The sequence below is a fragment of the Rhodanobacter sp. PCA2 genome, assembly GCF_013620825.1.
Classification (GTDB): domain Bacteria; phylum Pseudomonadota; class Gammaproteobacteria; order Xanthomonadales; family Rhodanobacteraceae; genus Rhodanobacter_A.
Genome location: NZ_NJIC01000020.1, coordinates 149,039 through 161,329, shown reverse-complemented (window position 1 = coordinate 161,329; position 12,291 = coordinate 149,039). Strand labels below are relative to the sequence as shown.

At 67.6% G+C, this 12,291-nt stretch carries 9 protein-coding genes; 4 read left to right on the top strand and 5 right to left on the bottom strand.

All coding sequences use genetic code 11. The annotated features are described in order from the left end of the window. Window positions 1-336 precede the first annotated feature (336 nt). A complete protein-coding gene (locus PCA_RS08625; RefSeq protein WP_181302199.1) occupies window positions 337-702 on the top strand; it encodes a PilZ domain-containing protein in 366 nt (121 codons plus the stop codon). A gap of 37 nt (window positions 703-739) precedes the next feature. Here the strand turns inward: PCA_RS08625 and PCA_RS08620 are convergent, their stop codons facing one another. Further along, a complete protein-coding gene (locus tag PCA_RS08620; RefSeq protein WP_181302198.1) occupies window positions 740-2,431 on the bottom strand; it encodes a long-chain-fatty-acid--CoA ligase in 1,692 nt (563 codons plus the stop codon). A 180-nt stretch (window positions 2,432-2,611) separates the two neighbouring features. Then, window positions 2,612-5,362 carry an aconitate hydratase AcnA gene (acnA, locus tag PCA_RS08615; protein ID WP_181302197.1) on the bottom strand — a complete coding sequence of 917 codons (2,751 nt, stop codon included), beginning with the start codon at window positions 5,360-5,362 and terminating at the stop codon, window positions 2,612-2,614. A 585-nt stretch (window positions 5,363-5,947) separates the two neighbouring features. On the opposite strand from acnA, the gene PCA_RS08610 reads away from it, so the two are divergent. Then, complete coding sequence (locus PCA_RS08610; protein ID WP_181302196.1) at window positions 5,948-8,539, top strand: bifunctional aconitate hydratase 2/2-methylisocitrate dehydratase; 2,592 nt, start codon at window positions 5,948-5,950, stop codon at window positions 8,537-8,539. Between the two features lie 106 nt (window positions 8,540-8,645). After that, window positions 8,646-9,539 (top strand): LysR family transcriptional regulator, encoded by an 894-nt coding sequence (locus PCA_RS08605; protein WP_181302195.1) that lies wholly within the window; start codon window positions 8,646-8,648, stop codon window positions 9,537-9,539. Here PCA_RS08605 and hflD read toward each other — a convergent pair. The 3 genes from hflD to PCA_RS08590 are packed head-to-tail and all read right to left on the bottom strand — an operon-like array spanning window position 9,536 to window position 11,777. After that, window positions 9,536-10,162 carry a high frequency lysogenization protein HflD gene (gene hflD, locus PCA_RS08600; RefSeq protein ID WP_181302232.1) on the bottom strand — a complete coding sequence of 209 codons (627 nt, stop codon included), beginning with the start codon at window positions 10,160-10,162 and terminating at the stop codon, window positions 9,536-9,538. The two genes, PCA_RS08605 and hflD, sit on opposite strands and share 4 nt — an antisense overlap. Before the next feature lie 20 nt (window positions 10,163-10,182). After that, complete coding sequence (gene mnmA, locus PCA_RS08595; protein ID WP_181302194.1) at window positions 10,183-11,295, bottom strand: tRNA 2-thiouridine(34) synthase MnmA; 1,113 nt, start codon at window positions 11,293-11,295, stop codon at window positions 10,183-10,185. Continuing rightward, window positions 11,292-11,777 carry an NUDIX hydrolase gene (locus PCA_RS08590; RefSeq protein ID WP_181302193.1) on the bottom strand — a complete coding sequence of 162 codons (486 nt, stop codon included), beginning with the start codon at window positions 11,775-11,777 and terminating at the stop codon, window positions 11,292-11,294. The genes mnmA and PCA_RS08590 overlap by 4 nt, the downstream gene beginning before the upstream one ends. A 114-nt stretch (window positions 11,778-11,891) precedes the next feature. On the opposite strand from PCA_RS08590, the gene clpS reads away from it, so the two are divergent. Beyond that, the gene (clpS, locus tag PCA_RS08585) at window positions 11,892-12,221 is read left to right on the top strand and encodes an ATP-dependent Clp protease adapter ClpS (protein WP_181302192.1); all 330 of its coding nucleotides are present in this window, start codon (window positions 11,892-11,894) and stop codon (window positions 12,219-12,221) included. The last annotated feature ends 70 nt before the right edge of the window (window positions 12,222-12,291 follow it).

Below are 12,291 nucleotides of genomic sequence, written 5' to 3'. Positions count from 1 at the left end.
CGGCTGGCTGGCGACAAGTCCAGCGGATGCATGGCTTGCGACGCGCTGCGGTGCCGGGACGACGGGTGGTTACAATGCCGTTTCCGCAGGGAGCGCGCTGCGGCCAGGCCGGCCGGAACGGCGGCATGACCGGCTGCGCAGGTGACCCTGAAGGTCCGGGACAGCGAGCAAATGTCAGTCGCTGCTGTCCCGAATGTGGGCGGAAGTCGTGTTGCATCGGTGTTTCGCGCGGATGGCACACCGCTTGCTTGAATGTGATGGCGGACACACTCAGGCAAATCGATCCGCAGGGGGCCGCCACGGTGGCGGGGATGCAACAGACTCAAGGAGTCCGGCATGGCGAAGGACGACAACAAGCTGACCGAGGGCGAGGCCGAACGCCTGCGCCCGGCGCGCATGCAGATCGAGACGACCGTGCTGATGAGCCGCGGCGTCGAGTCGCACCCGACCGAACTGGTGGACATTTCCGCCACCGGCGCGTTGCTGCGGCGACCGCTGGGCTGGACCGGCGAGGCGGGGCAGACCTGGCTGCTGGACATGATCTTCGGCAGCGACCTGCACATCCACCTGGAGGCGCAGGTGGCCCGTGTCGCCGACCACCACATCGGCTTCTCCTACGTGTGCATACCCGAGGACAAGCAGGTGCCGCTGTGGAACCTGCTCGGCGGCTATGCCGACATCCTGGAGTCGTGGAAGAGCTGAGGACGCCGTGGCAGGCGCCCGCGCGGCGCTGCAGGAATCAATGTGCCGCGGCGGCGCCCTTCTTTTCGTCGCGCAGCTCGCGCCGCAGGATCTTCCCCACGTTGCTCTTGGGCAGCGTGTCGCGGAATTCGATGAATTTGGGCCGCTTGTAGCCGGTGAGCCGCTCGCGGCAGAACTGCTTGAGCGCGTCCTCGGTGAGACTGGGGTCCTTGCGCACCACGAACAGCTTCACCACCTCGCCGGAATGCTCGTCCGGCACGCCCACCGCGGCGACTTCGGCCACCCCGGGGTGCTCCATCACCGTGTCTTCCACCTCGTTCGGGTACACGTTGAAGCCGGACACCAGGATCATGTCCTTCTTGCGGTCGACGATGTAGAAGTAGCCGTTCGCGTCCATCTTCGCGATGTCGCCGGTGTGCAGCCAGCCGTCCGCGCCCAGCACCTTGGCGGTTTCGTCGGGGCGGTTCCAGTAGCCCTGCATCACCTGCGGGCCCTTCACCATCAGTTCGCCCACCTCGCCGACCGGCAGCGGCTGGTTGTCCTCGGACCAGATCGCCACGTCGGTGGACGGGACGGGCAGGCCGATGGAGCCGTTGTAGTCCTTGAGGTCCAGCGGGTTGATGCAGGCCGCCGGGGAGGTTTCGGTGAGGCCGTAGGCCTCGGCCAGCGTGCAGCCGGTGACCTTTTTCCAGCGCTCGGCCACCGCGCGCTGCACGGCCATGCCGCCGCCCAGCGTCAGGTGCAGACGGGAAAAGTCCACTTCGGCGAAGCCCGGCGTGTTCAGCAGGCCGTTGAACAAGGTGTTGACGCCGGTCAGCGCGGTGAAGCGCGACGCCTTCAGCTCCTTGACGAAGCCGGGCATGTCGCGGGGGTTGGTGATCAGCCAGTTGAGGCCGCCCAGGCGCATAAACGTCAGGCCGTTCGCGGTCAGCGAGAAGATGTGGTACAGCGGCAGCGCGGTGATGACGGTTTCCTCGCCTTCCTTCGCGTTGCGGCCGATCCACGCGCCGGCCTGCAGCATGTTCGCCACCATGTTGCCGTGGCTGAGCATGGCGCCCTTGGCCACGCCGGTGGTGCCGCCGGTGTATTGCAGGAACGCGATGTCGCCGTGGCCCAGTTCGACCCGCGGCAGCGGATGCGCCGCGCCCTGCGCCATGGCGTCGCGGAAGCGTACCGCCTGCGGCAGCTGGTAGGCGGGGACCATCTTCTTCACGTGCTTGAGCACGAAGTTGACCACCGCGCCCTTGGGAAAACCGAGCAGGTCGCCGATGCCGGTGCAGACGATGTGCTGCACGGCGGTGTGGGCCACCACCTGCTGCAGCGTGGCGGCGAAGTTGTCCAGCACCACGATGGCCTTGGCGCCGGAGTCCTCGAGCTGGTGCTGCAACTCGCGTGCGGTGTACATCGGGTTGGTGTTGACCACCACCAGGCCGGCGCGCAGCGCGCCGAACAGCGCGATCGGATACTGCAGCACGTTCGGCATCATGATCGCGACGCGGTCGCCCTTGACCAGCTTGAGCACGCCGGTGAGGTAGCCGGCGAAATGCCGGCTCTGCTCGTCGATCTGGCCGTAGCTGAGCTGCTTGCCGAAGTTGGAGAATGCGGGGCGGTCGCGGAAGCGCTGGAACGCTTCTTCCAGCACGGCAGCCACGGAGGCATAGGCATCGAGGTCGATTTCGGCGGGTACGCCTTGCGGATAGTGCTCCAGCCACGGACGCTCGTTGCTCATGTGCTTGCTCGACTCCTGAATCATGGCCGCCAAGGCGAAATGGAGCTGGCGGCGCCCCTTTCGGCATTGGAGCATGCGGCTCCGTACGGCGGCAAGCCGCGGAACCCCTCGCCATGGCCGAAAAAAGGCCGCCCCGACGCGAGTCGGGGCGGCCCGGGTTCAATGCTGCGGCAGTCGTGCTCAGGCGCTCTTCTTGCCGGCCAGCTGGCGCAGCACGTACTGCAGGATGCCGCCGTGGCGGAAGAAGTCGCGCTCCTTCGGCGTGAGCAGCAGCACCTTCACGGTGAACTCCTTCTTCTTGCCGTCGGCGCCGGTGGCGACCACCTTCGCTTCCTTCGACTCGCCGCCTGCCAGGCCGGTGATCTCGAAGCTCTCGTCGCCGGTGAGGCCCAGCGAACCGGCGCTGTCGCCGTCCCCGAACTGCAGCGGCAGCACGCCCATGCCGACCAGGTTGGAGCGGTGGATGCGCTCGAAGCTCTCGGCGATCACCGCCTTCACGCCCAGCAGCAGGGTGCCCTTGGCCGCCCAGTCGCGGCTGGAGCCGGTGCCGTATTCCTTGCCGGCGAGCACGATGAGCGGGGTCTTCTCCTGCTTGTACTTCATCGCCGCGTCGTAGATCGCCATCTGCTCGCCGGACGGTACGTGCTTCGTGTAGCCGCCCTCGACGCCATCCAGCATCTGGTTCCTGATGCGGATGTTGGCGAAGGTGCCGCGCACCATCACGTCGTCGTTGCCGCGGCGCGAGCCGTAGGAATTGAAGTCCCTCGGCTCGACGCCCTTCGAGATCAGGAAGCGGCCCGCCGGGCTGTCCTTCTTGATCGAGCCGGCCGGCGAGATGTGGTCGGTGGTGATGGAGTCGCCGAACAGGCCCAGCACGCGGGCGCCGTGGATGTCCTCCACCGGGTTCAGCGCCATCGTCATGCCGTCGAAGTAGGGTGGGTTCTTGATGTAGGTGGAGTCGTCCCAGCGATATACCGCGCCGTCCGGCGAGGCGATCCGGTTCCAGCGGCTGTCGCCCTTGAACACGTCGGCGTAGTTCTTCTTGAACATCTCCGGGTTGATCGCGCCGGCGATGGTGTCGGAAATTTCCTTGTTGCTCGGCCAGATGTCCTTGAGATAGACCGGCTGGCCGTCGTTGCCGGTGCCGATCGGGTCCTTCGTCAGGTCGATGTCGAGCGTGCCGGCCAGCGCGTAGGCGACCACCAGCGGCGGCGAGGCCAGGTAGTTCATCTTCACTTCCGGATGCACGCGGCCTTCGAAGTTGCGGTTGCCGGAGAGCACCGAGGCCACCGCGAGGTCGCCTTCGGCGATGCCCTTGCTGATCTCGGCCGGTAGCGGGCCGGAGTTGCCGATGCAGGTGGTGCAGCCGTAGCCGACGATGTAGAAGCCGACCTTCTCCAGTTCCTTCAGCAGGCCGGTCTTTTCGAGGTAGTCGCTGACCACCAGCGAGCCCGGGCCGATCGAGGTCTTCACCCACGGCTTGGCCTTGAGGCCCTTCGCCGCGGCCTTCTTCGCCACCAAGCCGGCGCCCAGCATCACCGCCGGGTTGGAGGTGTTGGTGCAGGAGGTGATTGCGGCGATCACCACCGAGCCGTCGCCGATCCTGAAGCTCTGGCCGTCCTTCTCCACCAGCACGCCGCCGTTGGTGAGGGCGTTGGCGGGGTTGCCGATGGCTGCCGAGCCGCCTTCGCTGATGAAGTCGGCGGTGGCGGCGTCGCGCGGGCGGCGGTTCGCGGTGAGCGGGCCGATCACCTCGTGGAAATTCTTTTGCACGCCATCCAGCAGCACGCGGTCCTGCGGGCGCTTGGGGCCGGCCATCGACGGCTTCACGTCGGCAAGGTCCAGTTCCAGCGTGGTGGTGAACTCGGGCTCGGTGCCGTGCTCGTCGTGCCACAGGCCCTGGGCCTTGGCGTAGGCTTCGACCAGCGCGATCTGGTGGTCGTCGCGGCCAGACAGGTGCAGGTAGTTCAGCGCTTCCTGGTCGACCGGGAAGATGCCGCAGGTGGCGCCGTATTCCGGCGCCATGTTCGCGATGGTGGCGCGGTCGGCCAGCCCCAGGTGCTTCAGGCCCGGGCCGAAGAACTCCACGAACTTGCCCACCACGCCCAGCTTGCGCAGCATCTGGGTGACGGTGAGCACCAGGTCGGTGGCGGTGACGCCCTCGGCCAGCTTGCCGGTGAGCTTGAAGCCCACCACCTGCGGGATCAGCATCGAGGACGGCTGGCCCAGCATCGCGGCCTCGGCCTCGATGCCGCCCACGCCCCAGCCCAGCACGCCGAGGCCGTTGACCATGGTCGTGTGCGAGTCGGTGCCGAACACGGTGTCCGGATAGGCCCAGCTCTCGCCGTCCTTGTCGCTGGTGAACACCACGCGGGCCAGGTGCTCCAGGTTCACCTGGTGCACGATGCCGGTGCGCGGCGGCACCACCTTGAAGTTGTTGAAGGCCTTCTGGCCCCAGCGCAGGAAGCTGTAGCGCTCCTGGTTGCGCTCGAACTCGATCTCGACGTTCTTCTCCAGCGCCGACTCGGAGCCGTACACGTCCACCTGCACCGAGTGGTCGATCACCAGCTCGGCCGGCGCCAGCGGGTTGATCTGGTTGGCATCGCCGCCCAGCTTCACCACGGCGTCGCGCATCGCGGCCAGGTCCACCACGCAGGGCACGCCGGTGAAATCCTGCAGCACCACGCGCGCGGGCATGAAGGCGATCTCGGTGTCGGGCTCCTTCTTCGCGTCCCACTTCGCCACCGCCTCGATCTCCTTCGCGGTGACGTTGACGCCGTCCTCGTGGCGCAGCAGGTTCTCCAGCAGGATCTTCATCGAGTAGGGCAGGCGCTTGATGTCGAAGCGCTGGCCCAGCTTGGCGAGGCTGGCGTAGCTGTACTTCCTGCCGTTGGCCTCGAAGGCATCGCGGGTGGCAAATGAATCCAGCATGGGGCTAACTCCTGTTGCGTGAGTCTGGCGAACGCTTGGACGCGCAGCCGGGGAATCCCGTGGCATCGAGCGTGAGGGGGTGCTAAGGCGCGCTCTGTCGTTGCGGCCGGGGAAGATGTGTGGGCCTGTGAGGGAATCTACTCCAGGGTGGCCGCAGCGACCCAGTTTGGACCAAACGCCATGCAGTTCAAGGGAGGGGTGGAGGGATTGCGCCATATTTGCATTGCAAGATTTCGAACGCTCGCGGAAGCGTTGTCTTGCGTTGCGGCGTCTGGCCTCCGGCTGGCAAAATGACGGGCTGCAATGCCGCAAAAAACGGCATGGCGACAGGGTCTTGTGCCTTGTCGAGCGCCGGCAGCAGCCATGCGGATGATTCGCCCAAGGAAGGTCTGATTTTGCTCGTCATCCCAGCGAAGGCTGGGATCCAGTGCCTGCAAGCCACGGAACACAAAGGCGCTGGATTCCTGCTTTCGCAGGAATGACAAGCAAGCGGTCGATCAATCAGACCATCCCCAAGGCGGTCCGCAGCGGTGGTGCGAACCACCGGCTCGCTGCCTCTTCAGTTCAGCCATCGGACGAGACCACATGCTTACCGCCTATCGCCAACATGCTGCCGAGCGCGCCGCGCTGGGCATCCCGCCGCTGCCGCTGTCGGCCCAGCAGACCGCCGACCTGATCGAGCTGCTGAAGAACCCGCCTGCCGGCGAGGAGGCCTTCCTCGTCGACCTGATCGCCAACCGCGTGCCGGCCGGCGTGGACGACGCGGCCAAGGTCAAGGCCTCCTACCTGGCGGCCGTGGCGTTCGGCACCGAGAAGAGCGCGCTGATCTCGCGCGAGAAGGCCACCGAGCTGCTCGGCACCATGCTGGGCGGCTACAACATCCATCCGCTGATCGAGCTGCTGGACGATGCGCAGATCGGCACCGTCGCCGCCAACGCGCTCAAGCACACGCTGCTGATGTTCGACGCCTTCCACGACGTCAAGGAAAAGGCCGACCAGGGCAACGCCAACGCGAAGTCCGTGCTGCAGAGCTGGGCCGATGCCGAGTGGTTCACCAGCAAGCCTGAAGTGCCGCAGAGCCTGACCGTCACCGTGTTCAAGGTGCCGGGCGAAACCAATACCGACGACCTGTCGCCGGCCCCGGACGCCACCACGCGCCCGGACATCCCGATGCACGCGCTGGCCATGCTGAAGAACAAGCGCGACGGCGCGCCGTTCCAGCCGGAGGAAGACGGCAAGCGCGGCCCGATCCAGCTGATCCAGGACCTCACCAAACAGGGCCACCTGGTCGCCTACGTGGGCGACGTGGTCGGCACCGGCTCCAGCCGCAAGTCCGCCACCAACTCCGTGCTGTGGTGGACCGGCGAAGACATCCCGTTCATCCCGAACAAGCGTTTCGGCGGCGTGTGCCTGGGCGGCAAGATCGCCCCGATCTTCTACAACACCATGGAAGACGCCGGCGCGCTGCCGGTTGAACTCGACGTGTCGAAGATGGAGATGGGCGACGTGGTCGAGCTGCGCCCGTACGAAGGCAAGGCGCTGAAGAACGGCGAAGTGATCGCCGAGTTCCAGGTGAAGTCCGACGTGCTGTTCGACGAAGTGCGCGCCGGCGGCCGCATCCCGCTGATCATCGGCCGCGGCCTCACCGCCAAGGCGCGCGAGGCGCTGGGCCTGCCGGTGTCCACCCTGTTCCGCCTGCCGCAGCAGCCGGCCGATAGCGGCAAGGGCTACACGCTGGCGCAGAAGATGGTCGGCCGCGCGGTTGGCCTGCCGGAAGGCAAGGGCGTGCGCCCGGGCACCTACTGCGAGCCGAAGATGACCTCGGTGGGTTCGCAGGACACCACCGGCCCGATGACCCGCGACGAGCTGAAGGACCTGGCCTGCCTGGGCTTCTCGGCCGACCTCGTGATGCAGTCGTTCTGCCACACCGCCGCCTACCCGAAGCCGGTGGACGTGAAGACCCACCACACGCTGCCGGAATTCATCAGCACGCGCGGCGGCATCGCGCTGCGCCCGGGCGACGGCGTGATCCACAGCTGGCTCAACCGCATGCTGCTGCCCGACACCGTCGGCACCGGCGGCGACAGCCACACGCGCTTCCCGATCGGCATTTCCTTCCCGGCCGGTTCGGGCCTGGTGGCCTTCGCCGCCGCCACCGGCGTGATGCCGCTGGACATGCCGGAATCCGTGCTGGTGCGCTTCAAGGGCGAGCTGCAGCCCGGCGTCACCCTGCGCGACCTGGTCAACGCGATCCCGCTGTACGCCATCAAGCAGGGCCTGCTGACGGTCGCCAAGCAGGGCAAGAAGAACGTCTTCTCGGGCCGCATCCTGGAAATCGAAGGCCTGCCGAACCTCAAGGTGGAGCAGGCGTTCGAGCTGTCCGATGCCTCGGCCGAGCGTTCGGCCGCCGGTTGCACGGTGCACCTCGACAAGGCGCCGATCATCGAATACATCAACAGCAACATCACGCTGCTGAAGGTCATGATCGCGCAGGGCTACAAGGACCCGCGCAGCATCGAGCGCCGCATCAAGGCGATGGAAGCCTGGCTCGCGAACCCGCAGCTGCTGGAGCGCGACGCCGACGCCGAATACGCCGCCGTCATCGAGATCGACCTGGCCGACGTGCACGAGCCCATCGTGGCCTGCCCGAACGACCCGGACGACGTGAAGACGCTCAGCGACGTGGCCGGCGCGAAGATCGACGAAGTGTTCATCGGCTCGTGCATGACCAACATCGGCCATTTCCGCGCCGCGTCGAAGCTGCTGGAAGGCAAGCGCGACATCCCGACCAAGCTGTGGGTGGCCCCGCCGACCAAGATGGACCAGCAGCAGCTCACCGAGGAAGGCCACTACGGCGTGCTCGGCACCGCCGGCGCCCGCATCGAAATGCCGGGTTGCTCGCTGTGCATGGGCAACCAGGCGCAGGTGCGCGAGGGCGCCACGGTGTTCTCCACCTCCACCCGCAACTTCCCGAACCGCCTCGGCAAGAACTCCAACGTGTACCTGGGTTCGGCCGAGCTGGCGGCGATCTGCTCGCGCCTGGGCAGGATCCCGACCAAGGCGGAGTACATGGCCGACGTGGGCGTGATCAACGCCAACGGCGAGAAGATCTATCGCTACATGAACTTCGACAAGATCCAGGACTACAAGGAAGTCGCGGATACCGTCGAGGCATGAGCCATGCTTCTCCCGTCCACGGGAGAAGTCGCCTGAAGCGAAGCCCGGCCTTGCGCCGGGCTTCGTCGTTTATGCTTGGCCCATGGCGGCAACCACGGGCGCACGGATGATCACTTCGCACATTTCGGCGATTTCGCTGCGCGACCTGGTGATGGTGCAGGCAGTGCATCGCCACGGCAGCTTCAACAGCGCGGCCCGGGCCATGCACATCAGCCCGTCCGGGCTGTCGCACCAGGTGCAGAAGGTGGAGCAGGCGCTGGGCGCGCCGCTGTTCGAGCGCGGCGGCCGCAAGGTGGTGCCCACCGCGGGCGGCTGGCGCCTGCTGGAACGCATCGATGCGGTGCTGGCCGCGGCCGAATTGCTGCAGCAGACCGCCCGCGCCGGCGAGGTGGCGTTCGGCGGCGAGTTGCGCCTGGGCGTGCCGGCCTCGCTGGGGCCCTACCTGCTGCCGCATCTGATCGCGCCGTTCCCGCAGCACTTCCGGGGCGTGCGGCTGGGCATTTCGGAGGGCAAGCCGCGCGGCCTGCTGCGCCGGCTGCACGAGGCCGAACTCGATGCCGTGCTGGCGCCGCTGGCGCCGCTGGCCAGCGGCATCGCGATGCAGCCGCTGTTCTTCGAGCCGTGGGAGGTGATGCTGCGCGCGGATCATCCGCTGGCCGGCCGGCGCAGCGTGGCGCTGGACCAACTGGGCGCGGCGGACGCGATCCTGATGGCGGAGAGCCACAGTGGCGGCGACGGCCACGTGCAGGACGTGAGCCTGGAAAGCCTCGCCGCGCTGGTCAGCCTGCGCGGCGGCCACGCCCTGGTGCCCGCGCTGGCGCACCAACGCCTGGCTTCCAAGCCGGACATCGTGCTGGCGAAGATCCGGGGGCAGGCGCCGGGCCGCGAGATCGCGCTGTACTGGCGCGAGGCCACGCCCTGGGGCGCCGACCTGGCCGCGTTCGCCAAGCTGCTGCGCACGCTGGCGCGGCAGCTGCCAGGGCTGAAGCTGGTCGGCTAGCGCCCGTTGTCCAGCGTGGCGCCGGTGAGCAGGCCGCGGGCCAGCATGCTGCACTGCCGCCGGAACAGCAGCAGTTGCCATTGGCGGCCGCCCAACTGGTGCCACAGCACGGCCGAGCGCACCGCCGCCAGCAGGTTGCTGCGCACCTTCTCGACGATGGCCGGTTGCTGCAGCTGCTGCGGGCTGCCGTTGACCATCACGCGGGGACGCAGGGTGGACAAGGTGGAGGCATAGAGTTCGGCCAGGCGCGCGGTGACCTGGCTGGAGTCCTGGCCGAAATGCTCGACCTGGCGCTGCGCGGCGCGGATGCCCTGCTGCAGCTGGTCGAGCAGCTCCGGGCGGCCGGACAGGCTGCGTTCCAGCCGCATCACGGTCATCGCCATACGGGTCACCGCCATGTCGTCGCTGGTCTCGTCCAGCTGGGACACCAGGTTGCGCAGCCCCAGCCGCACGCTGGCGATGCTGCCGTACACGCCGACCACCGAAGGCGCGTCGATGCGGAACACGCTGGCGATGCTGGCGTCCATCGCGGTCTCGTCGCAGCGGCCCTGGTTGGCCAGTTGCTGCACCAGCGCGCAGGCCTGGTAGAGGCCGGCCAGCGCCAGCACGCGTTCCTCGTTCATCGAAAAGGCGTCAAGCACCATCAATTCTCGTTTCGTATGGGGGAAAGGCCGCCGTAAGGCGCATCGGTGGCGGCGATCACCGCGCCGCCGAGGCAGGTGTCGCCGTCGTAGAACACCACCGACTGTCCCGGGGTCACCGCACGCTGCGGGGTGTCGAAGCGTACCTCAAGGCCGGTGTCCAGCACCTGCACGTCGCACGATTGATCAGCCTGGCGATAGCGGGTCTTGGCGGTGCAGCGGAAACGGGCGGCGGGCACGTGGCCGGCCACCCAGTGCGGCGCCTCGCTGCGCAGCACGCGCGAATCCAGCCAATGGTTGGCGTTGCCTTGGGCCACGTAGAGCACGTTGGCCGCCACGTCCTTGCCCACCACGTACCAGGGCTCGCCGCTGGCGCCCTGGCGCCCGCCGATGCCGAGGCCGTTGCGTTGGCCCAGCGTGTAGTACATCGCGCCCTGGTGTTCGCCGACCCGTTCGCCTTGGGGCGTGCGCATCTCGCCGGGTTGCGCCGGGATGTACTGCGCCAGGAAGCTGCGGAAATCGCGCTCGCCGATGAAGCAGATGCCGGTGGAATCCTTCTTCGCGTGGGTGGGTAGCTGCGCCTCGCGCGCCAGCTCGCGCACCCGCGACTTCTCGATCTCGCCGACCGGGAACAGCGTGGTCGCCAGCTGCGCCTGGCCCAGCGCGTGCAGGAAGTAGGTCTGGTCCTTGGCCGCATCGACCGCGCGCAGCAGGCGGTATTCGCCATCCCGGCAACCCACGCGGGCGTAGTGGCCGGTGGCGATCTTCTCCGCGCCCAGCGCGCGTGCTTCGTCGAGGAAGGTCTTGAACTTGATCTCGCGGTTGCACAGCACGTCGGGGTTGGGCGTGCGGCCGGCGCGGTATTCGGCGAGAAAGTGCTCGAACACGCCGTCCCAGTATTCGGCGGCGAAGTTGCGCGCGTGGAACGGGATGCCCAGCCGGCCGCACACGGCCACGGCGTCCTTGCGGTCGGCGTCGGCGGTGCAGGGGCCGTTGCGGTCGTCCTCTTCCCAGTTCTGCATGAACAGGCCTTCGACCTCGTGGCCGGCCTGTTGCAGCAGCAGCGCCGCGACCGAGGAGTCGACGCCGCCGGAAATGCCCAGCATCACCTTCATGGCGTGGCGCCGTCCGGCCACCAGTGCAGCGCGTCCAGCGGCAACCGCGCGCCGGCCAGCCAGGCGTCGATGCTTTCCAGCACCAGCGGGCTGCGCAGGCGTTCGCCGTGCGCGGCGATCTCGGCGCGGGTCAGCCAGAGCGCGCGGCGGATGCCGGTGTCCAGCGGCCGCTCCGGATCGTGGCTGAGCGGACGCGCCGCGAAGCTGAAGCGGATCACGCCTTCGCCGTGCTCGGTGCTGCGCCACTGGTGCACGCCGATCAGGTGGGTGGGCTGCACCGTCCAGCCGGTTTCCTCCAGCGTCTCGCGCACGGCCGCGTCGACGAGGCGCTCGCGGTCTTCCAGGTGCCCGGCGGGCTGGTTGTACGCGAGCCGCCCATTCACCTCTTCCTCGACCATCAGGTAGCGCGCGCCGTCGCCCACCACGCAGGCCACGGTGACGTGGGGGCGCCAGATCGCATCGGCGGCAGCGGCAGGAGACATGCGGGACGGGGGCTGGAAAAGCCGTCATTGTGCCATCACCTGAGAAGGCAGTAGCCGCCGGGCGCGCAGTCGGTGCGGCGTATACTCGTCACCAACGAACGAATCCCGTCATTCATGGCCCACGAACACGAAAACGAACAGGAAGGCAGCCACGGTCTGGCGGTGCAGGTCGCCAAGCCGGAGGTGGCGCGGCCGCCGCTGTTCCAGGTGGTGTTGCTCAACGACGACTTCACCCCGATGGACTTCGTGGTCGAAGTGCTGCGCGGCTTCTTCAGCCTGGACCAGGAACGCGCCGTGCAGGTGATGCTGCACGTGCATACCCGCGGCAAGGGCGTGTGCGGCGTGTTCACCCGGGAGGTGGCCGAGACCAAGGTCACCCAGGTCAACGAGTATTCACGTTCCCATCAGCACCCTCTGCTGTGCACTATGGAGAAGCTTCAGTGACCGCTTTGCGGCACTATGGAAACCGCCAGGCAGCCCCCACCATGTAGCCATCGCGGCCCAAGCCGCCCAT